Origin of the sequence: Erysipelothrix enhydrae, assembly GCF_035066605.1 — a bacterium.
In the GTDB taxonomy this organism is placed as follows: Bacteria; Bacillota_I; Bacilli_A; order Erysipelotrichales; family Erysipelotrichaceae; genus Erysipelothrix; species Erysipelothrix amsterdamensis.
Genome location: NZ_CP125807.1, coordinates 1,662,010 through 1,684,191, shown reverse-complemented (window position 1 = coordinate 1,684,191; position 22,182 = coordinate 1,662,010). Strand labels below are relative to the sequence as shown.

At 36.4% G+C, this 22,182-nt stretch carries 24 protein-coding genes; 21 read left to right on the top strand and 3 right to left on the bottom strand.

Annotation, left to right across the window (positions count from 1 at the left end; all coding sequences use genetic code 11):
• Positions 1–59: 59 nt before the first annotated feature.
• A complete protein-coding gene (locus tag LLS04_RS08225; RefSeq protein ID WP_323611229.1) occupies positions 60–1,508 on the bottom strand; it encodes a nicotinate phosphoribosyltransferase in 1,449 nt (482 codons plus the stop codon).
• Between the two features lie 77 nt (positions 1,509–1,585).
• Between LLS04_RS08225 and LLS04_RS08220 the strand changes: the two genes are divergently transcribed.
• From LLS04_RS08220 to deoC, 13 genes are all read left to right on the top strand, one after another.
• A complete protein-coding gene (locus LLS04_RS08220) occupies positions 1,586–2,812 on the top strand; it encodes a M16 family metallopeptidase (protein WP_323611228.1) in 1,227 nt (408 codons plus the stop codon).
• Complete coding sequence (yfmH, locus tag LLS04_RS08215) at positions 2,799–4,055, top strand: EF-P 5-aminopentanol modification-associated protein YfmH (protein ID WP_323611227.1); 1,257 nt, start codon at positions 2,799–2,801, stop codon at positions 4,053–4,055. The genes LLS04_RS08220 and yfmH overlap by 14 nt, the downstream gene beginning before the upstream one ends.
• A 119-nt stretch (positions 4,056–4,174) precedes the next feature.
• Complete coding sequence (locus tag LLS04_RS08210) at positions 4,175–4,465, top strand: single-stranded DNA-binding protein (protein ID WP_323611225.1); 291 nt, start codon at positions 4,175–4,177, stop codon at positions 4,463–4,465.
• Positions 4,466–4,511: 46 nt separating this feature from the next.
• Positions 4,512–5,381, top strand: a complete 870-nt coding sequence (thyA, locus tag LLS04_RS08205; RefSeq protein WP_323611224.1) for a thymidylate synthase — start codon at positions 4,512–4,514, stop codon at positions 5,379–5,381.
• Positions 5,381–5,833 carry a dihydrofolate reductase gene (locus LLS04_RS08200; protein ID WP_323611223.1) on the top strand — a complete coding sequence of 151 codons (453 nt, stop codon included), beginning with the start codon at positions 5,381–5,383 and terminating at the stop codon, positions 5,831–5,833. The genes thyA and LLS04_RS08200 overlap by 1 nt, the downstream gene beginning before the upstream one ends.
• Before the next feature lie 2 nt (positions 5,834–5,835).
• The gene (locus LLS04_RS08195) at positions 5,836–7,134 is read left to right on the top strand and encodes a pyrimidine-nucleoside phosphorylase (RefSeq protein ID WP_323611222.1); all 1,299 of its coding nucleotides are present in this window, start codon (positions 5,836–5,838) and stop codon (positions 7,132–7,134) included.
• Positions 7,135–7,156: 22 nt separating this feature from the next.
• Positions 7,157–7,882: a segregation and condensation protein A gene (locus tag LLS04_RS08190; RefSeq protein ID WP_323611220.1), complete on the top strand. Its 726-nt coding sequence runs from the start codon at positions 7,157–7,159 to the stop codon at positions 7,880–7,882.
• Positions 7,882–8,418, top strand: a complete 537-nt coding sequence (scpB, locus tag LLS04_RS08185) for an SMC-Scp complex subunit ScpB (protein WP_323611219.1) — start codon at positions 7,882–7,884, stop codon at positions 8,416–8,418. Before LLS04_RS08190 ends, scpB begins: the two co-directional genes overlap by 1 nt.
• Complete coding sequence (locus LLS04_RS08180; RefSeq protein WP_323611218.1) at positions 8,402–9,142, top strand: pseudouridine synthase; 741 nt, start codon at positions 8,402–8,404, stop codon at positions 9,140–9,142. Before scpB ends, LLS04_RS08180 begins: the two co-directional genes overlap by 17 nt.
• Positions 9,142–9,843 (top strand): RsmE family RNA methyltransferase, encoded by a 702-nt coding sequence (locus LLS04_RS08175; RefSeq protein WP_323611217.1) that lies wholly within the window; start codon positions 9,142–9,144, stop codon positions 9,841–9,843. Before LLS04_RS08180 ends, LLS04_RS08175 begins: the two co-directional genes overlap by 1 nt.
• Positions 9,840–10,586 (top strand): hypothetical protein, encoded by a 747-nt coding sequence (locus LLS04_RS08170; RefSeq protein ID WP_323611216.1) that lies wholly within the window; start codon positions 9,840–9,842, stop codon positions 10,584–10,586. The genes LLS04_RS08175 and LLS04_RS08170 overlap by 4 nt, the downstream gene beginning before the upstream one ends.
• Positions 10,587–10,588: 2 nt before the next feature.
• Positions 10,589–12,055 carry a UDP-N-acetylmuramoyl-L-alanyl-D-glutamate--2,6-diaminopimelate ligase gene (locus tag LLS04_RS08165; RefSeq protein ID WP_323611214.1) on the top strand — a complete coding sequence of 489 codons (1,467 nt, stop codon included), beginning with the start codon at positions 10,589–10,591 and terminating at the stop codon, positions 12,053–12,055.
• Complete coding sequence (gene deoC / locus LLS04_RS08160; RefSeq protein ID WP_323611213.1) at positions 12,042–12,704, top strand: deoxyribose-phosphate aldolase; 663 nt, start codon at positions 12,042–12,044, stop codon at positions 12,702–12,704. The genes LLS04_RS08165 and deoC overlap by 14 nt, the downstream gene beginning before the upstream one ends.
• A gap of 65 nt (positions 12,705–12,769) precedes the next feature.
• On the opposite strand, the gene LLS04_RS08155 is transcribed toward deoC, so the two are convergent.
• A complete protein-coding gene (locus LLS04_RS08155; protein ID WP_323611212.1) occupies positions 12,770–13,552 on the bottom strand; it encodes an ABC transporter permease in 783 nt (260 codons plus the stop codon).
• Positions 13,545–14,180: an ABC transporter ATP-binding protein gene (locus LLS04_RS08150; RefSeq protein WP_323611211.1), complete on the bottom strand. Its 636-nt coding sequence runs from the start codon at positions 14,178–14,180 to the stop codon at positions 13,545–13,547. The genes LLS04_RS08155 and LLS04_RS08150 overlap by 8 nt, the downstream gene beginning before the upstream one ends.
• A gap of 163 nt (positions 14,181–14,343) precedes the next feature.
• On the opposite strand from LLS04_RS08150, the gene LLS04_RS08145 reads away from it, so the two are divergent.
• The 8 genes from LLS04_RS08145 to pstA all read left to right on the top strand — a co-directional run bounded on the left by LLS04_RS08145 (position 14,344) and on the right by pstA (position 22,182).
• Complete coding sequence (locus tag LLS04_RS08145; protein ID WP_323611210.1) at positions 14,344–15,771, top strand: DEAD/DEAH box helicase; 1,428 nt, start codon at positions 14,344–14,346, stop codon at positions 15,769–15,771.
• 188 nt (positions 15,772–15,959) lie between these two features.
• The gene (rpsU, locus tag LLS04_RS08140; protein ID WP_003773874.1) at positions 15,960–16,145 is read left to right on the top strand and encodes a 30S ribosomal protein S21; all 186 of its coding nucleotides are present in this window, start codon (positions 15,960–15,962) and stop codon (positions 16,143–16,145) included.
• Positions 16,146–16,226: 81 nt separating this feature from the next.
• On the top strand, positions 16,227–17,210 hold the full coding sequence (locus LLS04_RS08135) for a PhoH family protein (protein WP_323611208.1): 984 nt from the start codon (positions 16,227–16,229) through the stop codon (positions 17,208–17,210).
• Positions 17,179–17,853, top strand: a complete 675-nt coding sequence (locus LLS04_RS08130) for a response regulator transcription factor (RefSeq protein WP_254006581.1) — start codon at positions 17,179–17,181, stop codon at positions 17,851–17,853. The genes LLS04_RS08135 and LLS04_RS08130 overlap by 32 nt, the downstream gene beginning before the upstream one ends.
• The gene (locus tag LLS04_RS08125; protein WP_323611207.1) at positions 17,834–19,045 is read left to right on the top strand and encodes a sensor histidine kinase; all 1,212 of its coding nucleotides are present in this window, start codon (positions 17,834–17,836) and stop codon (positions 19,043–19,045) included. The genes LLS04_RS08130 and LLS04_RS08125 overlap by 20 nt, the downstream gene beginning before the upstream one ends.
• Positions 19,046–19,118: 73 nt before the next feature.
• Positions 19,119–20,021 (top strand): substrate-binding domain-containing protein, encoded by a 903-nt coding sequence (locus tag LLS04_RS08120; RefSeq protein ID WP_323611206.1) that lies wholly within the window; start codon positions 19,119–19,121, stop codon positions 20,019–20,021.
• A complete protein-coding gene (gene pstC / locus LLS04_RS08115) occupies positions 20,018–20,962 on the top strand; it encodes a phosphate ABC transporter permease subunit PstC (RefSeq protein WP_323611205.1) in 945 nt (314 codons plus the stop codon). The genes LLS04_RS08120 and pstC overlap by 4 nt, the downstream gene beginning before the upstream one ends.
• Entirely contained in the window at positions 20,959–22,182 is a 1,224-nt protein-coding gene (gene pstA, locus LLS04_RS08110; protein WP_323611204.1) for a phosphate ABC transporter permease PstA, read from the top strand. Before pstC ends, pstA begins: the two co-directional genes overlap by 4 nt.

The following is a 22,182-nucleotide window of genomic DNA, read 5'->3' as shown; positions in this document are numbered from 1 at the left end:
ACCTTTTTTTGTTTGGATTTATCGTTAAAGTCAGTTGGAGTGTTTTATCGAAAAATTAATTATTTATTCTCGCTTATATTGTGAAGCAACTCTAATTTCAAGTCATAAAGTTTTTGAGATAAATCAACATAATAACGATGAGGATAGTGGAGTCGTTTTACCTCATCCCAAATTGTTTCCAATTCTTTTTGAGAATAGAGTGCAATTTCCTCAAGATTTGGTAACTCATAAACACATTTGCCATTTTGGTAAATGGGCACTTGTAATTCTCTTACCTGATAATCAGTGAGTGTTTTCTTCTTCCAAGGTGCGGAAGGATCAAAAATGGTAATTGTATCCGTTGGGATTACTTCATCTGCGAGGGCGATATAATCTGCAAGCGCCTTGTTTGTATGATTATCATAGAAACGATAAAGTCGTTTATAACTTGGGTTTGTTATCTTTTCGATGTTCTCACTTACTTTGATTTTTGGTGTAAGCGTTCCATCTGCACGTTCCTGAGCTACAAGTTTATAAACACCGCCTAAAACAGGTTCCGATTTTGAAGTAATAAGATTTTCGCCAACACCAAATGAATCGATTTGCGCTCCTTGGTAGATCAAGTCATCTATGAGATATTCATCAAGTGAGTTTGATGCCATAATTTTACAATCTTGAAGACCAGCTTCGTCGAGCATTTTTCGGGCTTCTTTAGATAGATATGCTAAGTCACCAGAATCAAGACGAATTGCTTTGAGGCGGAAACCGTTTGGAATAAGATATTCATGTGCTACTTTAATTGCATTTGGAATTCCAGATCCCAATGTATCATATGTATCAACGAGGAAAATTGCGTTATCAGGATTGATTTCCGCAAAAGACATAAACGCTTCAAATTCAGAATCATGAAGTTGAATGTATGAATGTGCCATTGTTCCAGAAACATGAGCCCCGTATTGATAACCAGCAAGTGTATGGGATGTTCCGATACAACCTGCAATAATTGCGGCACGTGCACCATCGACGGAAGAATCGTAACCGTGAGCACGGCGAGCACCGAATTCGAGTACAGCACGTCCACGTGCAGCATTTACAATACGACTTGCTTTTGTTGTAACTAAAGTTGAGTAGTTGATAGATAATAGTAAAAGTGTTTCGATAAGTTGTGCTTCGATGACAGTACCACGAACTGTGACCAAAGGTTCATTTTGGAAAACAACCGTACCGTCTTCAACGGCCCAAATGTCTAAATTTAATTCTAAATTCAATAAATAATCAAGAAATTTTGGATCTGTAAATCCTTGTTCATAGAGATAATCGATATGTGACTGTGTAAACTTAAAATTATTAATGGTTTCAATAAGTTTGCTCAAGCCATTAAAAATAAGATAACCACCTTGGTTTGGTATTTTTCGGGTAAACATATCAAAATAAACAATTTCTTCATGTCGGTTTTGTTTGAAATATGTGTAAGCCATAGTAAATTCATATAAGTCAGTCAAAAAGACTGCATCGTTAGGTTTTATCATTATGTCACCGTTCTTTCTATTTACATCATATTGATGTACAATGCTATTATATTGTATCATTTTTTGGAGGATGTATCATGAATGAAGAATTAATATTAAAAAATGACATTAAGGTTTATCAAATCAATGAAGAAAAGTTTCATGAAGTGTATCTTTCGTTAAAAATTGTATTTAAGCTTGAATCAAAAACAAATACCATCGCAAATCTACTCACGCGGATGATGGGGGATCGTCTTATTGAAAACCCAACTAAAACATCACTCGCACAGCGTCACGATATGTTATACGGAGCGAAGACAAGTGCTTTAACTTATACTTTGGGAACATACCAAGTTATTGATCTCGGCATTAAAATGATTCACGAACGATTTACTAATGAATTGTTATTGGATAAGCAGATTAAATTACTCGAAGATATGTACCTATATCCATTATTAACCGAACAAACTCTTGAAGAAGCAAAGAAAAATTTACGCATCAGTCATATGCATATAAAAGAAAATGCATCGCAAAATGCACTGGTTAAGGGTTTTAAACATGCAGGTGAAGGTCAGTTGTTTGGTTTAAGCGCCTTCGGAGATTTGGGTGATTTAGATAGTGTAAGTTTAAAGGACGTTCAAAAGCTCCATACACGTTGTATTCAAGAGTTTAATAAGCAAATTTATCTTGTGGGTGGCGTTGATCGAGCATGTAATTTTGATGCGTTTACGGTGGGACACTCAATGCCAATAAACGAATCACTTCTAAAAACAGAAATTACAGAGACGTATCTCGAAGAACGTTATAAAGGAACTCAAAGTGAGCTTGTATGCGTCTATGAAACAAGCATTACACCTTATGATGATTTGTATTATGCATATCTCGTGTTTATTGCATACCTCGGTCAACTACCGACTTCGCTTCTTTTTCAGAATATTCGCGAAAAGCACAGTTTGTGCTATTCCATCTATGCATCACGTCAAGTTTATGATGGAATCTTCTATATTGCGACAGGCGTTAGTGATAAAAATGTAGAAAAAACTTTATCACTGATTGAAGATCAATTTGAGATAATCCGAAATGAACCTTTAGATTTAACAGCGGCTATTAACTATTTAGATCTCTCACTAGAAGGTAATACCGAACGGATAAAGAGTATTGCAGATCATACTTTTAGAAATAATATGCTGCAAGTTGATGAGTCCATTGAAATAATGCAAGAAAAAATCCGTACAGTTACGGAGTCGGATGTGAAAGCCGTATTGACGAAAATCACAAAACCGTTTGTCTTCGCATATCGAGGTGAAAATAATGAAAACAATTAAAAATGATTTTAATGAAAAAGTGTATACCTTTACAACACCAAGTGCATTAACCGTAACCATTGTGCACCGACCAGGATTTAAACGTTCAAGTGCTGTCTATGGGACTTCGTTTGGGGCTTTAAATCTTAAGCAAAGCATCGAAGGAAATGTAGTTGAGCATAAATCGGGTGTTGCACATTTTTTAGAACATAAACTGTTTGAAGATGAGAGCAAGGACATATTAAGTCAGTTTGCGGAATTAGGTGCAAGTGGTAATGCTTTTACGTCGTATGAACAAACTATGTATTATTTTGGTCATAACGGTGATTTGGAAGCGCCATTACGCCTGTTGATTCAATTTGTAAGTAAGTTTAGCGTTAGTGAAGAAAGCGTTGAAAAAGAGAAGGGCATCATTATCGAAGAAATTAAGATGTATGAACAGATGCCGGATATGCGTCTATTGAATGAGACGTATGTAAACTTATTTCATCATTATCCGTTTATTTATGATATCGCGGGAACGGAACAAAGTGTGACAGAAACGACACGCGCTGATTTGCTTCGTGCTTTTGAGATGAACTATTCTGATCATCGTATGTCTTTAACAATCGTAACACCGATGGAACCCCAAAAAGTTGCGGAAATTGTCCTGCAAGAGACCCAATCACATCGTGCGGTAAGCGAGAAAGTTGTTGATTTGTTTGATAAGGAACCACATACTGTAGCTATTAAAGAGCGAGAAATTCAAGGCGATGTAGAGGTTCCAAAAATGACTTATTCTTTTAAGTTTCCTTATAATCGTGATGATAAACTAAAAGATGAGTTTTTGATACGGATGCTTTTAGAAATGAATTTTTCCGAAATGATTCCAGATTATCAGGTTTGGCTTGATAAAGGAATCGTTTCGAACTCATATGGCTATGATGTTGACATTCGCGAATCATTTGGAGTTATCTATTTTGTAAATGAAGGGCATAAGCACGAGGCGTTTAAAGATATTATTAAGCATCGTATGAATCATATAAAACATGATGAATCTTTGTTTAATCAATTGAAAAAGCGATACTATGGCGAGATGATTATGTCACTAAGTAAGACAGATGAACTTGCGATTACGTTGGGACGAGCTCATTTCGATGGTGTTTCGTATTTTGATTATTTAGAGATGATTCGAGATTTATCGTATGATGCACTGGCGGATTTAGTGGATGTGATTTTGGACAGTGATGATACATTTTTACGAATGGTTAATTCAGATAATTAGGTTAGATTCTATTGAATCTAACCTTTTTTGTTGTATTCTTAAAAAAAAAATTAGGATGCTATCTATTTGAAGTAAATTTATGAGTGTGGGGTAACCCACATAAAGAGAAGGAGGAAAAAATGAATTTTGTACAATTAGTAGGACACATCGAAACAATGCCAGTTCCAATTGAGGAGCACTCAAATGAAAGTTACGCATTGATGCATGTAAGTGTCACTTCAAATTTTAGAACTCCAACAGGTATTTTCCGCAAGGATATATTTCCAATTTTACTTTGGAGAGGTGCGAGTGAGACAACCACAAATTCTTGTAAACCGGGGAGTTTAATTTCTGTGAAAGGTAGATTAGAAATTAATGATGAAAAATTTATCTTAATTGCGGAACATCTTGAGTTCTTATATCCGAAATAGTACCAAAGAGAGCGATTTTTTTGTATAATAGTAGATAGGTGATAAAATGAAAAATTATTTGGAAATGTGTCAATTTGTATTAGACGAAGGTTCACGACGAGAAGATCGTACGGGAACGGGTACGACAGGCGTTTTTGGTTATCAAATGCGTTTTGATTTAAGCAAGGGTTTTCCCTTGCTTACGACTAAAAAAGTTCATTTTCCATCGCTTGCGAAAGAACTATTATGGTTTGTAAGCGGCGATACCAATATCAAATGGCTTGTCGAAAATAAAGTTCGAATTTGGAATGAATGGCCTTACGAACTTTTTAAAAAATCGGACGATTACAATGGCGAAACTATGGATGAGTTTATTGAACGCATTGTTGCAGATGATTTGTTTGCTCAAAAATACGGTGAATTGGGTCCGGTTTATGGTAAACAATGGCGTGATTTTGGTGGTGTAGACCAGCTTAATAACGTGATTGAGACAATTAAAACAAACCCATACTCACGTCGTATTATTATGAGTGCTTGGAATCCGGCCGAAGTTGATCAAATGGCACTACCACCTTGTCATGCATTTATGCAGTTTTATGTAAGCAATGATCAAAAACTATCATTGCAACTTTATCAGCGTAGTGCAGATGTATTTTTAGGTGTTCCATTTAATATTGCTTCGTATGCGCTGTTGTTACACATGATAGCTAAAGTTTGTGATTTAGAGGTGGGAGAATTTGTCCATACCTTTGGTGATTTACATATTTACAATGATCATTATGATGCAGTTCAAATGCAATTAGCACGCGACCCGAAATCTTTACCTCAGCTCATAATTCATGGAAACCAAGAAAAAATTACAGATTTCAAGTTTGAAGATTTTGAAGTAGTCGGCTATGATCCACATCCATTAATAAAAGCCAAGGTGAGTGTGTGATGATTAAAATAATTGTCGCAATGAATAACCATCGCACTATTGGTTTAAATGGATCGATGCCATGGCATAATAAAGAAGATTTACAACATTTTCGAAAGTCTACACTGAATCAAAAAGTGGTTATGGGTCGGAAAACGTTCGAGGGTCTTCCTAAAAAGCTTGATAACCGAGAAATCTATGTTGTAACACGAAACGCTTCGATTGAAAATGCAATTCCAGATCTTAGGGCATTTTTAATTCAACATCAAGAATCGAGCGAAGATATTTTTATCGCAGGTGGCGGAGAAATTTACGCTCAAAGTTTGCCTTTTGCTCACGAGTTAATCATTTCGTATATACCAAATGATGTAATTGGTGATACATTTTTTCCGGATTTTTCTGATTTAGAATTCAAGATCAAGAATCAGGTTGAATACAGTACTTTTAAACAAGTAACTTACGAGAGGATATAATTATGACAATAGTAGAAATAATTGAAAAGAAACGTGATGGTCTTGAGTTAACTCAAGAAGAAATTAATTTTTGGATTCATGGTGTTACAGAGGGTACTGTGAAAGATTATCAAACCAGTGCTCTACTCATGGCAATCGTATTAAAAGGAATGAGTCTCGATGAGACTACTGCATTGACCGATGCAATGATGCGCAGTGGTGATGTTATTGATTTGTCATCCATTGTTGGAAAGAAAGTTGATAAGCATTCAACAGGTGGCGTTGGTGATAAAACTACAATTATATTAAGTCCGATTGTTGCAGCAGCTGGCGCAAAGGTTGCTAAAATGAGTGGTAGAGGTTTAGGTCATACCGGTGGAACACTCGACAAGTTAGAATCCATTCCTGGCTTCAATATCGAGGTTTCAAGTCAAGATTTCATTGATCAGGTTAATGCGATTAATCTTGCGGTCATTGGTCAAACAGGTAATTTAGTTTATGCAGATAAAGTTCTTTACTCATTACGTGATGTTACAGGAACCGTTAATGCTATACCTTTAATTGCTTCATCGATCATGTCAAAAAAATTGGCAGGGGGAGCAGACTGTATTTTACTTGATGTAAAATATGGTGAAGGTGCGTTTATGAAGACTGTTGAGGATGCGCGTGAGTTAGCGAATACAATGATTACGATTGGTCGTAATCTTGGCCGTGAAGTCAATGCGATGCTTTCAAATATGAATCAACCATTAGGACATTCAATTGGGAATGCACTGGAAGTCGAAGAAGCAATTATGACTTTGAAAAATGAAGGTCCAATGGATTTAGAAGAGCTGTGTCTTGTTGCCTCAGGATATATGCTGTATCAAGCAGATCTTTCGGATTCACCAGAAAGTGGCTATACACTCGCAAAAGAAACATTACGAAGCGGTGCTGCTTATGATACATTCTTAAAATGGATTGAGGCACAAGGCGGAGATATCTCGATTTTTGATGATCTCGACGCCTTTACGAAAGCAAAATATGAGGTTGAAGTGTTTGCAGAGCAAGATGGCTACTTACATGATTTAAAAGCTATGGAATTAGGTATTGTGTCCATGCACTTAGGGGCAGGAAGACAAACCAAAGAGGATATTATTGACTACAAAGCGGGAATTGTACTTCGCAAAGAAATTGGGGATGTAATTCACGCGGGTGATTTACTTGCTACTCTTTATAGCGATTCACCAATAACCGATAAACATAAAAATAATACGGTTTCATGTTTTGTGATGGGTCAAGAACCTGTTGAAAAACCAAATTTAATTGCTGCCGTGCTATAATAGTTTAGATTGGAGAACAACCATGAATTTTGAAGTATCTATTGATCAATTTAGTGGTCCCTTGGATTTAATGCTTTATCTAATTAAAGATAAAAAGCTCGATCTTTTTGATTTAAATATTGATGAATTGGCGGATCAATACATTGCTTTTATAGATAGCGTTCGAGATCAAAAACTTGAAGTAGCGTCTGAATATCTTAGTGAACTTGCCGGTTTAATCGAATACAAAAGTAAACGTCTTTTGCCTAGGGATAAAAGTGAACTCGATGCAAAAGATGTAGAAGATGATGAGAATGACCTTGTGAGACGTCTTATCGAATATCAACGTTATAAAGAGGTCAGCATTGAATTGGCAGAGCGTTATGAAGAACGTTCAAAACAATTCGCAAAACCAATCTCATCCGGTTTGTTTAGGGAAATTAAGACGAGTTTACAAGATTCGATTACCTATGAACAAACGCCCTATGACCTCATGAATGCAATGATGAAAGTGATGAGTCGTTTTAAGTTGGCACACCCACAGGATGTATCTATAGAACGTGCGGAACTCTCTGTTGATGAAGTCATAGAAGATTTAAGAAGTGTGTTTCAGGGTGGCGTCGTTTTGTCTCTTGACCATGTATTATCTCAAGCACCCACCCTGCAATACCTACTCGTATCATTCTTAGCAGTTTTAGATATGTTACGAATGGGCGATTTAAAAATGAGTTATCAAGATGATGAGGTTTATCTGAAAGGGGCGATTTAATGACTGATTTTGCAATTATTGAAGGCATTTTATTTGCCTTTGGAGAAGAAGGCGTTGATAAAGAACAATTAATGCTTGCTCTTGGAATTGATGACGAAGTATTTAATAACAAAATACAAGATTATAAACAAAGTTTAATGGATTCAAATCGCGGATTAGAACTGGTTGAGTTTGGTTCTGTATATAAGCTAATTACAAAAAAAGAACTGCATGAGACCATCTCCGACATGCTTGAATTCAATAAAAACCGTCAATTATCTCAAGCGGCTCTTGAAACACTTGCGATTATTGCATACAAACAACCGATAACGCGGTTAGAAATTGAAGAAATACGCGGCGTAAATAGTGACATGATGTGTCGAAGATTGGAAGCGTTGGATTTAATTCAAGAATGTGGACGGGCCGATTCAGTTGGACGTCCAATACTCTATGAAGTGACAAACTCATTTATGGATGTATTTAAACTGACGAGTTTGAAAGAATTACCCGAAATTAAGATAGAAATGTTGGAAGAAAATAATGAACTCTTTAAATAATATAAGATTACAAAAATTTATAGCGATGAGTGGATATTGTTCCCGTCGTAAAGCAGAAGTTTTAATAAACGAAGGTAAAGTAAAAGTTAATGGGATTAAAGTTACAGAACAGGGACTGAAAGTTTCGACTGAAGACCGTGTTATGGTCAATGGAATCCTTATAAATGTTGAAGAAAAAAAAGTATATTACATTCTAAACAAACCTCGTGGCATTGTATCAAGTGCAAATGATGATAAAGATCGAGAAAGTGTCGTGGATTTAGTGCCAAATGACATTCGTGTCTTTCCTGTAGGTCGTCTCGATCGCGAAACAACAGGTGCATTAATCCTAACGAATGATGGTGATTTTGCTTATTACATGACTCATCCAAAATTTGATTTATCAAAAATATATCGCGTAAGTGTCAGAGGAAGACTTTCTTATGAAGTAACAAATTCACTTAAAGAAGGCATTACGATTGAAGGTGTAGAATATAAAGGTGTCGAAATTGGTCGCGTTAAATATGATGCTGCTAAAGATAAAACTCAATTTTCGATTACACTTCACGAAGGTAAAAACAGACAAATTCGTAAAATATTTGCGCATTTCGGACTTCCAGTATTGAAACTTCATCGCTATCAGATTGGATATCTTGATATTGATGATCTTAAAATCGGACAATACCGAGAGTTAAAACCGTTTGAGGTTAAAAAATTGCTTCTAACAGCAAAAGGTGAAATCTAATGCAACAATTCTTCATTGAATCAATTGAGGACTTGCAACTCAGTGCAGATCAATTACATCAATGTCGAAAAGTACTTCGAATGCAAGAGGGTGATTCGATTCGACTTGTAGATCATTATGGCAATGGGGTGATTGCTTCATTTACAGATGATACGCTTACACATTTAACAATTAAAGACTCAATCGTATGGAACGATAAAAAATTCAAATTACGTATCGTCGCTTCATTAATTCGATCAGAACGACTCGAATGGATGATTCAGAAAGCATGCGAGTGTGGTGTCGATGAAATTGTTCTTTACCAAAGTCAACATGGAGTAGTGCGTGATTTTGGAAAAAGATCAGAACGCAAAATGGAACGACTTAACCTCATTGCAAAGGAAGCATCAGAACAATCTTACCGACAATTTGAAGTACCCGTCAAAGGCATTGTATCACTTGAAGATTTACCTCAATATCAGTCCGATTTGAATCTTTATGCGGACATTGGGGATGAGCCGCATTTGATTCACACAGTTTGTGAAGATACAAAATCCATAACGGTACTTGTCGGACCCGAAGGTGGTTTTAGTAGTGATGAACGTAGCAAATTTAAAGCAATGGGATATCGTCAAGTGAGCCTTGGAGACAATGTTCTTAGAGCTGAAACAGCAAGTATTTATATTTGTAATATTGTTTCCGCGTGTGAGGTGATAAAGTGAATATACTGAAAAAATATCATGACCAAAAGCGTCCTAAAAAAGAAATCAAGATGTTGATGGATATGAATAAGATGTATAATTTAGGGCTTAACCCTAAATCTGATTTTGATCTTATAAAACTTGACGTTTTTCAACATAGTTTAGAAACTAAAAAAACATTTGAAACAGAGTTTGAGCGAATTCGGAATGAGCATCTTGATATGTGGGATAATCTTCTTTTCAAAGAACGCAACTTTATCGTTCAATGTGATATCGCGCCAATTAAGTCAAAATTAAAAGTATTTCAAGTCGAAAATGAAAACAGGGTATACATTCCTTTTTTCGATGGCTTGTTAAATACGCTGTATGATCGCGAAACCGCAATTTTGGAGTTACCACAGTATTTTAAATTATATAATGATTTCCAGGATCGTTTAATTCCAATTGATAGATATGGATTACAACCCTATATCGCAAATATGAGTTCAGCTCAATGCGTCGCCCAAAACGCTACGGATATCGTACTGTTTCGAGAAGATATAAATACCTTTTATCGATACAATTTAACTGAATGCGAAACCTATCCTCTTTGGACGGACAAAAAGCTTGAATCCGCACAAATTAAAGACTTGGCAGACTTAATATTGAATTTAGATGAGACCCCTTTATTAGATTATTGTATTGTAAATGAACTTATCAAACCGCGCTGCATTAAGAAAATTAATAAACAACGCGTTAAAGCAGAAAAAAAGAGTAGGAGATAAGTATGAAATTGAATAAACTTGTGAACACAGAATTTGATTGTGACATTGATCATTTGGTGCTTGATTCTCGAGATCGTGTTAAAAACGGAATGTTCTTCTGTTTAAAAGGCTTAACTGTTGATGGTCATCAGTTTGCAAGACAAGCAGTTGAAAATGGAGCTGTTGCTATAGTCCACTCCGACGATATCGATACTATCGATGGAATTGTATACATTCGCGTCGCGGATGTGATGACTGAATTACATCGTGTCACTGATATATTCTATAACAGCCCATCAAAAAACATGTATGTTTATGGCATAACGGGTACGAATGGAAAGAGTACGACGATGCTTACAGTTCGCAACATTCTGAAAAGATTTGGTGTGAATGCAGGCTATATTGGTACAATCTCTGTTGAGTATAACGATCATAAATTCGCCCCTTCATTAACAACACCTGATATTGTTGAGTTGCAATCATATCTTCAGGATATGCGATTAGAAGGCGTTGAAGAAGTTTGCCTTGAAGTATCAAGTCAAGGGCTTGCATTAAGAAGAGTAGAGTCCATAGACTTTGATAATGCATCCTTTACCAACCTAACGCATGATCACCTTGATTATCATAAAACGATGGAAAACTATTTTGAGACTAAGAAAATGCTTTTCGATAATTTAAAACCTTCTGGCTTTATGGTTCTAAATATAGATAACGAATATGGTGAAATTCTTAAAGATCAAAATTATTCAAATGTTGCAACATATGGAATCGAAAATCCAAATGCGCATTATCGCGCTCAGGAAATTGTTTTACATGAAAACTTTACAGAATTCACACTCATTCATGAAGGGAAATCATATCCAGTTGTCACAAATTTTGTAGCGATATTTAACGTATACAACATGCTTAATGTCATCGCAATTCTACATCAACGTGGTTATGATATTGAAAAAATAATTCCAGAACTAAAAGATATCGAACATGTAGATGGTCGTCAAACGATGGTTACTAAGGGACAACCGTTTAGGGTGATTGTTGACTTCGGTCACGCCCCAGACAGCATGAAAAATGTTTATGAATTTGTGCGTGAGACACAAGATGATAATGCTCGATTAATAACTGTATTCGGTGCAGCAGGTGGCCGTGATACGGCGAAGAGACCGATTATGGGTCGTGTTGCTTCGAGTTATTGTGATCATGTAATTATTACAGAACATGATAATCGAGACGAGCGTGTTGTTGATATTACACAAGATATTATTACAGGAATTGAGTCCAATAATTATGAATTTGTGCCGAATCGTACGGATGCAATCGAAAAAGCTCTAAAAATGGCTCGGCCAGGCGATACGGTTGTTCTAATTGGAAAAGGTGAAGAAAAATTTATCTATCGTGAGCATGGCTCAAAAGAAAAGTGGATGGGTGACGAAGTATGTGCATCACTGATCCTCGAAAAACTATACGGAGGAAAAGAAAATGAAATTAAGTAAATATATTGACCATACGCTTTTGAAGCAAAACGCTACAGAAGCACAAATTCGTGTTTTATGCGATGAAGCAAAAGAATACGATTTTATGAGTGTATGCATTAACCCAGGATTTGTTTCACTTTGTAGTGAACTTCTAAGTGGTACAGATGTGAAAGTATGTACTGTAATTGGTTTTCCATTAGGTGCAAATACAACTGAAGTAAAAGTTTTTGAAACTAAAAATGCTCTTGATAATGGTGCGGATGAGATTGATATGGTTATTAACGTCAGTGCTTTAAAAGACAAAAAATACGACTTAATCGAAAATGAAATTCGTTCAATTAAAGCTGCATGTAGTGAAAATATCCTTAAAGTGATTATTGAAACATGTCTTTTAGAAGATGACGAAATCGTTAAGGTTTGTGAACTTGCTGTTGCTGCGGGTGCTGACTTTGTTAAGACATCAACTGGATTCAGTACAGGTGGAGCAACGTTTGAAGCTGTTAAACTGATGAAAGACACAGTTAAAGATCAAGCTTCTGTAAAGGCTTCTGGTGGTGTTCGAAGTCAAGAAGATATGGAATCGATGATCGAAGCAGGAGCTACACGAATTGGTACATCATCTGGTGTTGCATTGGTTAAAAACGAAGTAAGTCAATCTGATTACTAAAAAAAGGTGTTTCAGCCATTCAAATGTATTTAATACGTTTGAATGAAAGGCTGAAAACACCTTTTTTATTGGTACCAATTAATCTGTTCGTTCTCACTTATCAGCGTTCGATAACCAATTGAAAGTGAAGTAAATGTCGTCAAAGCGACACCAGTTGTGATCGCAATCATTATTGCTGTTTGATACATAATGGCAGTGAGGGGAGCTGTTCCTGATATGATTTGTCCTGTCATCATTCCGGGGAGGGAAATAATACCCATATTCAACATATTATTTAGGGTGGGTAAAAGAGCCATTTCTAAAGATTGATTGACGAATGGAATCATAATCTTTTTGGGGGTAACCCCTAAGTTTAATAAAGTTTCAACCTTATTGCGTTCAAGATCAAGTGTATCAGTAAGCGTTTTGATACCTAGACTTAATCCGTTCATAGCATTACCAATGATCATTCCTCCTACTGGAATTGCATATTGTGGGTTGAAGATACTTGTTCTAACAATAATCCCTACAAAAAATGCAACGACAAAGAGACCCGAAGTCATAAGACATAAAAAGATAACACGTTTAAATTTGCGGTTTAAACGGGGGTTTTTCTTTAAAATTCTAAAGGTTGAAAAAAGGACCATTGAAGTTAGATAAAGAACCACAAAGAGTGGATGTGGGTTTCCAAAGATGTACGTTAAGATAAGACCTGATAAGTATAATTGAACCGACATCTTGATACTTGCGGTAAATAGCAGACGTGTCTGACTTATATTTGCCCGTTTCATGATTAATAATACGATCAATAGCAACAGATATATTAAACTAAATTGAACAATACTTAATTCAATGATTCCGTTATTCATGAGCATCGTCCTCCTTCAAATTTGAAATTAGGACTAAATGATCGGCGTATTTCTCACTCAAGGTTGAATTGTGGCTCACAATAATTAAGTCCAAGTGATTTTGAGTGCAGTACGTTTTCATGTTTTTTAACAAAGTGTCCGCAGTCAGATCATCAAGCGCTGAAGTGGGTTCGTCAAACATAATCGCCTTTCGTGCTAAAGATAAACAAATAGCGATATAAATTCTCTGACGTTCTCCACCAGACATAGAAATTACAGAATCATCAAGGTGTGCACTTGAGCACGATAATTCTAGAAAGTTATTGATTTGTGAATCTGTTAAGAGGGATTCCTCTCTTAAAATATAAAACGAGTGAAAATTATCGCGTACGCTTTGCTCGTACAAATAAACAGATTGATCGCATAAAATATAATCTCTACGTAATTCGATGCGATTATAATCTTCAATTTTAATCCCGTTTAACGAAATGCTCCCCTCATTAGCATCAACGGTTCCGTTGATAAGTTTTAAGAGTGTTGATTTGCCAGAACCCGATGGTCCTGTAATAAAAGTTGTTTCACCCTCAACAATTTTAATTGTAGGGTAATGCAGTATATTCTTAAAATTAATGTTTGTTAGTTCTATCATAAAATGCCTCCATAGAATTATCATAGCTTAAACATAGGGAATTTAAAGTAAAACAGCACATTAATTTATTTTTGTTTACATTGGGCTCATAAAACTATAAGATTAAACGGTTGGTGTTCTATCATGAACACAAAATGTATAAAAGAATTTAAGGAGTAATTATATGGAATTTAAAGATTTAGGTATTAATGAGAAAATTTTACAAGCGTTAATGGAACAAGGTTATGAAAAACCAACACCGATTCAGGAACAAGCCATTCCAACACTATTGAAACATAACGATTTGATTGGACTCGCTCAAACCGGGACTGGAAAGACTGCTGCTTTTGCGGTACCTACGTTACAAAATTTAAAAGAGAAAGCATTTGATCGTAATGGAAAACGTAAAATACGTGCACTTGTACTAACACCCACACGAGAACTTGCGATTCAAATTCAAGAAAATTTTGAAATGTATGGCAAGTATATGGATTTACGTTCAACTGTTGTCTTTGGTGGTGTTGCCCAACGTTATCAAGTTAAAGCACTCCGTAATGGTGTTGATACATTAATTGCTACACCAGGTCGTCTGGAGGATTTAATGAGTCAAGGCTATATTGACTTATCACAGATTGAGATTTTTATTCTTGATGAAGCCGATCGCATGTTGGATATGGGATTTATTAATGATGTGAAACGCATTATTAAAAAACTTCCTAAGAAGAAACAAACACTTCTTTTCTCTGCAACGATGCCTTCAGAAATTTCAAGTATTGCGGAAATGCTTTTAAATAATCCTACAACAGTTGCAGTTACACCGGTATCGTCTACTGTTGAAACAGTAGAGCAAAGTGTTTATTATGTAGATCAACGTAATAAGACTCAACTTCTAATTGATGTTTTGGAGAACAAGTCTTTTGATTCTGTTCTTGTCTTTACACGTACTAAACGTGGTGCAGACCGTGTGGCACGTGATTTATGCCGTAGTAACATCAATGCAGTCGCAATTCATGGTGACAAGTCGCAAGGGGCCCGTCAACGTGCTCTGAGCGGATTTAAAGATGGTACGATTAATGTAATGGTTGCAACTGATATTGCGGCGCGTGGTATTGATATTAATGAATTAAAATATGTCGTGAATTATGAATTACCAGAGGTTCCTGAAACATATGTGCATCGAATTGGCCGAACTGGTCGTGCAGGTTTTAGTGGTGCTGCGATTTCATTCTGTAATTTTGAAGAAATTCCATTACTTAAAGATATCGAACATGCGATCCAGATGCGTGTTCCTGTAATCAAATCACACAACTATCCTTTACTTGATAAAACAATCAAGGATGGGAAAATTAGTAAAAAGAAAAAAGCGAAGTTAGAGCGCATCAAAGCAGAAGAATCAAAAACGAAGAAGAAACCGACGAAACAAAGGGATTCTAAATCAAAAGGGAAACCTAAGAAAAAAGAAAAAGAGTTAAATGGTCCATATGATTGGAGTAATCATGCTTCTAAGAAAGCAAAGAAACAATCTCAAAGTGGCAAGAAAGCGAATGGAAGTCGCACACGAACAAAAAATCAAGAACAAAAAACAATAAATCATCGAAAAAAATCAGCATAAATCGTGCATAATTAGGATGCTAGATCGATTAGATTGTCTAAAAACGTGAGTGTGAGGGTGCTTATGTACTAGGGTTTTACGGTTTTAGCAATATATTAGCAATATATCGAAAAAATCCTAATTATATACTTGATTTTGATTGATGAAGTGTTATAATTAATTTGCTTGCATCAGAAGGGAGGTTAGTCATGTCGAGAATTGTAGTAAAAGAGAACGAAGGTTTGGATGACGCATTACGCAGATTCAAACGTCAAGTATCTCGTAATGGTACCCTTGCTGAGGCTCGCAAAAGAGAGTTTTATGTAAAACCTGGCGTACGACGCAAATTGAAGTCGGAAGCTGCTCAAAAAGCACGCCGTAAAAAACGTAGATAACAAATCAGAAGCGCAAAGCGCTTCTTTTTTATTGCATGTTTTTAAATTTGCGATATGATTAATACATAAGGAGGACTACTCTTGGTAACTCAAACAGTTAATTTAAATGAACTTGAAATCTCACTCCAACAACTTGTTGGTATTGAGAATAAAAATATTAGTCATATCGAGAAAAATTATGAAGTAAATATTCAAGCACGGGATGCTTATCTTTCCATTGTAGGTTCTGAAGCTAATGTTAATGAAACCGTCACATTTATACGACTTGCAGCCTCAGTTATTAAACGCTATGAGCGTTTAGATGTGCAAGAATTTGAGTATTTGTTTGATGTTGTGCGTTTAAATCAAACAGAGCGTTTTATTGAAATGATGGACGAGGTCTTGACACGTTCGTATACGGGTAAGCCCATTCGACCTAAAACTTTAGGTCAGAAGGTTTTTATTGATGCATTTAAACAAAGTGATTTGACCTTTGCGATTGGACCGGCGGGAACGGGTAAGACTTTTTTAGCGGTTTGCTATGCAGTCGAACTTTTAAAAAAGGGCGAAATACAGAAGCTTATCTTAACGCGTCCTGCTGTCGAGGCGGGAGAGAACTTGGGTTTTTTACCTGGTGATCTGAAAGAAAAAGTCGATCCTTACTTAAGGCCGCTTTATGACGCATTAGATGATATGCTTTCTCCAGAACGTGTTCAACGTTATATGGATAAAGGTGTTATTGAGATTGCGCCATTAGCATATATGCGTGGTCGAACCTTGGATGATGCTATGATTATTCTTGATGAAGCACAAAATACGACCAAGTCTCAAATGATGATGTTTTTATCGAGACTTGGTCGTAATTCGAAAATGATTGTAACCGGAGATGTTGATCAGATTGATCTTCCGCGTCATCAAGCTTCTGGGCTTCGGATTGCGCAAGATTATTTATCGGATGTTCCAGAAATTCGCTTTGTCAATTTGTCACACAGTGATGTGGTTCGACATCCTTTGGTGATTAAGATTCTTAAGAAGTTTGCGGAAGGAGATCGTCGTGAGCAAGAAAATACTAATAATCGAAGATGAGGAAGGCATACGCCGTCTGTTGCGTTATGACTTAAAGCAGATGGGTTTTGATGTCTATTCTGCAAAAGATGGCCGTGAAGGTCTTGAGATGGCTTTGCAGGGACAATATGATGTCATCATTATTGATTGGATGCTTCCTTATTACGATGGAATTGAACTTGTTACTCAATTTCGTAGCCGTGGTTTAAAAGCCATCTTGATTATGCTAACTGCAAAAGATGAGGAAGCGGACATTCTCGAAGCATTTGAGGCGGGTGTAGATGATTACCTGTCTAAACCATTTTCGCCAAGAGAACTTTCGGCGCGCATTACAGCACACTTACGTAGAGTTGATATGAATCATGAACTTAGACGAATTGAAGTCGGTGACATTGTCATTAATTTGGACCAACATACAGTGGTGGTCGCTTCAAATCCTGTGGAGCTTACGAAAAAAGAATTTGATTTGTTAATTTATTTATTACAGAATGAAAATATTGTATTAACACGAGATCAAATATTGTCAGAAATATGGCATTTTGATTATGATGGAGATACACGAATCGTAGATGTTCATATTTTTAAATTAAGAACAAAATTAGAAGATTCAAATGTTAAGATTAATTCGCTGAGAGGAGTTGGTTATGTTGCGAAAAGAGAATAAAATACAGTTATTAATTCTCGTACTTCTTTCAGTGATTGCTCTATGGAGCCGTACTGTTGTATCAATCTTATTTTTAAGTTTAGGAATGGCTTTGCTATTTATCCTGGATACGTTAAATACAAAAAATAAAGTTGAAACAATCAAAGAAGATGTTGAAATGGTAAAAAAAGAAGCTACGGTGCAAGCAGACTATGCTTATGATCGTACAGTACAATTAATCAATGCAATTCCATCACCTTTGGTTTACATCGATCAAAGAGGTGACTTTGAGGTGAGTAATCAATATTTTGATCAACTCATTCATGTAGATGCAAAGAGTGTGTATGATGTAAAGATTGATTCGCCGATACGCCAAACCTTATTGGATGCATTTTTAAACGAAAAGCAATTTGTTCGTCAAGTAAGTTATCAAGATGTCGAGTTCCAAGTTCTATCAATTCCTTTTCTCACTGAAAAGCGACGATATAACGGATGTATGTTAATTTTCCAAGATGTTACACGCATTTTAGAAGGTGAAAAGATGCAGAAACGATTTATTGCCGATGCGTCTCATGAACTACGCACCCCTATAGCTTCGATTAAGGGGATGGTTGAAATTTTGAATCGACCAGAATTTGATGATACGGAAACATTAGAAGAGTTTTTAAAACAAATAGAAAAAGAAAATAACCGACTTGATCACATTGTTGAGGATTTATTACTTCAATCACGACTCAAGTCAAATACCGTATATCTAGAAAAAACCGTATTTAATTTAAAACAATTCTTTGATGGATTGATTTATGAACGAAGACAAGAACTGCATCAAGCGAATATAAAAGTAGTTCTAAACTGTCCTTCAAACATTACAGTATATGCTGATCAATTTCGTCTCTCACAAGTTTTCTTAAATCTATTCAATAATGCAATTAATTATGCAGAAAACGGTCGTATTAAAATCCAATGTGATACGGATGAAGATTATGTTCTTATTGATTTTATGGATAATGGCAAGGGTATGGAACCGGATTTAATTCCGCATATCTTTGAACGCTTCTATCGTGGTGAAAAAGATCGCAGTCGTGAGAATGGCGGAAGTGGTCTTGGTCTTGCAATTTCGAAATCGATTGTGGAGGCACATGGAGGCACGATTAATGTCACAAGTAAGATTGATAAAGGTACAACCTTTACAATAAAGTTAACACAGAATTAACCTTTAATTGATTTTCTTTTAATGATACCTCGCTATACTTTCTATAATAGTTGGAAAGGGTGTGAGTATTATTATGAGGAAATCTTTTATTTTGCTTTTTCTATTCACTCTTATTCTCAGTGGGTGTCAGGTACAGGGGGATGAGGATCAAATCAAGGTTTACACACGAGATGGTTCATCTGGCACGCGCGAGGCGTTTGAATCCATTGCGGGGATTAAATCAATTACGCACAATAGTGCGGAGACAACGGGGAATGGGGATATGGCAACCCAGGTAGGACAAGCTCACAATGCAATTGGATATGTGTCACTTGCCACAGATTTTAAAGGCAATGGTATTAAACCGCTCCAATATTTGGGTGTCCTACCAACGATTGATTCTGTTAATCAGGGTTCCTATCAATTAGCACGTCCATTCAGTTTTGTAACACGACGTGAGGGAGATTTTGAATCAGATGAGAAACAAGCATTAGTACTTGCATTTCTAGACTACTTAAATAATTCGATAGAGGGTAAGGAAATTGTATTAGCATCTGGTGGGATTGTGGATGTGTCCAAAGGTGTATTATGGGAAGATTTAAAACAAAACCACCCAATCGTTTTAAGGGATAACACCGACCTAGTTCTTAAGACGGGAGGTTCCACCTCGGTAGAACCAACAATTAAAGCAGCGGTAGAATCCTTTATTCCAATGGCAGGCAATTTTAAATATGAATCAAATCATACCGGGTCGGGTGATGGCTATAAGCGGACTTTAGGGAGTGAGAAGAACGGTGCAAATCATATAGATATTGGGTTTGCGTCGCGGAAATTTAAAAAAGAGGAACCGGTAAGTGAGGGGATGGGTTCTGGAGTTTACTGCATGGATGCAGTTGTTGTGGTTGTTAATGAGACCAATACAATGGAGGATATATCACCTGAATTACTTCAAAAAATATTTAGCGGAGAACTTTCGCAATGGAAGGATCTTGTATGAGTTATCAATCGAGTCGCTTCAGCACTGAAGGATATCAACGTCGAAAAAAATCAGTCGATGTTTGGGTTCAAAGTTTATTAAAACTGACAGGAATTCTTGCAGCTTCCATGGTCATCATTATTTTTATATTCATTTTTAAACGGGGGATTGCTGTGTTTCTGCCTACATATGGACCAAATCAAATTTCATTAACTGACTTTTTGACTGGATTTGTTTGGGAAGCGGACAAGCACGTTTACGGTGTTCTGTTTATTGTTATTAATACCGTAATAACAGCTTTTCTGGCAATGTTAATTGCATTTCCAATCTCTGTCTTGACGGCATTGTTCATTTCCAAGATTGCACCTAAAAAATTAGCGAAGCTTCTGACTACGGTTATTGAAATGCTTGCTGCTGTACCTTCTGTAGTATATGGTGTTTTTGCTTCAGGTGTTATCGTACCTTTTGTAGATCAATTTGCAACCGCTCTTGGTTTTTCAACATTTGGTGGACGATCAATGTTGGCTGTTGTAATATTACTTGCGATTATGGTGTTACCGACAATGACGTCTCTTTCAATTGTTTCAATGAATGCTGTTGATAAGAATTTGGAACTTGGTTCACTTGCTCTTGGGGCGTCGTCCACCCAAACAAATTTTAAAGTCGTTCTAACATCTGCGAAGTCGGGAATTACGACAGGACTTATTCTGGGATTAGCACGTGCTTTTGGGGAGGCCACTGCTGTTTCGATGGTTGCCGGTAACAAACCGACAGGTCCAACTTGGAATCCGTTCGATATTACCCGAACCTTAACATCCACTATGCTTTCGGGTATGAAAGAGACTTCGGGGGTTGATTACGATGTCCGATTCAGTGTGGGTATTGTCTTAATGATTATAATTCTTATCTCTAATCTAATGATTCATGCATTTAAACGGAAAGTGGGGAATGAAGGTAAATGACACGTAAACGTAGAATTCACGATTTCTTATTAAATGGAATTACGTATGTGGCTGCACTGCTTTCTGTTTTGGTCCTTGTTGGGATTTTTAGTTTTGTAATTGTTCGAGGAAAAGATACATTGAGTTTGGATATGTTGAGATCGAATTATTGGTCTGAAAATTATCTTCTTGGCTTCTCTAAAACAGAATCTGGAATCTATGTGAATCCAGGGAATTTAGACTCGGGTGATGTATTTAATGAATCGTATGGTATTGCTGTTCGTAACGATAAAAACCACGAAGGAAAAAAAACCGTTATCGTAACTTATATTGATGATAAAAGTCCATTTAACGAAACGTATAATCTAACGGCAGGGCCTCAATTTGAAAAGCATCAAGTCATGCATCGTGGGGATGCAATAGAGCGGATTACCATGCGTGATTCAAATGGAAATCGTATGATTTCAGGACATGTTGCCGGTGATGATGCCCAATCTTTAAGTTTAAAACTGGATCAGGCGAAACGTTTAGAGTCTATTTACTTTAAAACGCAAAGTGGTGGGATTTGGGGATCAATTCTTGCGACATTACTGTTAATTGCGACATCACTCTTGTTTGCATTGCCACTTGGTATCGGGGCAGCACTGTATCTAACGGAAATAGCACCAGATACTGTAATGACACGAATGCTTGAAAGCAGTATTGAAATGCTCGCAGGTGTTCCAAGTATTATTTTTGGTCTTCTTGGGATTGCGGTGCTCTTTCCAATTACTGCATTCTTCAATGTTTCGGGTTTGAGTATTTTGCTTGGTGGTATGACAATGGCAATCATCTTATTACCTGTAATCATTCGATCTGTCAAAGAATCTTTGTTGGTTGTGCCCGATGGCTTACGCTCTGCTTCTCTATCTTTAGGTGGAACCCAAACACAAACTATTTTTAAAGTAGTCCTTCCAAGTGCATTACCAGGAATTTTATCAGCTGTATTACTCTCTGTAAGTCGTATTATTGGGGAATCGGCAGCGCTTATTTATACAATGGGAACGTTTGTGAACGATGCACCGGGATTAACTCAAGGAGGAACCTCTTTAGCGGTTCATATATGGTCGGTAATGAGTCAAGAACAACCTAATTTCGAGTTGGCAAGTGCAATTTCAATTGTGATTCTGGCATTAGTTCTAATTTTAAATTTAACCGTCAAGTATATTTCTAAGCAACTTCAAAAAAGGATGGGATATTAA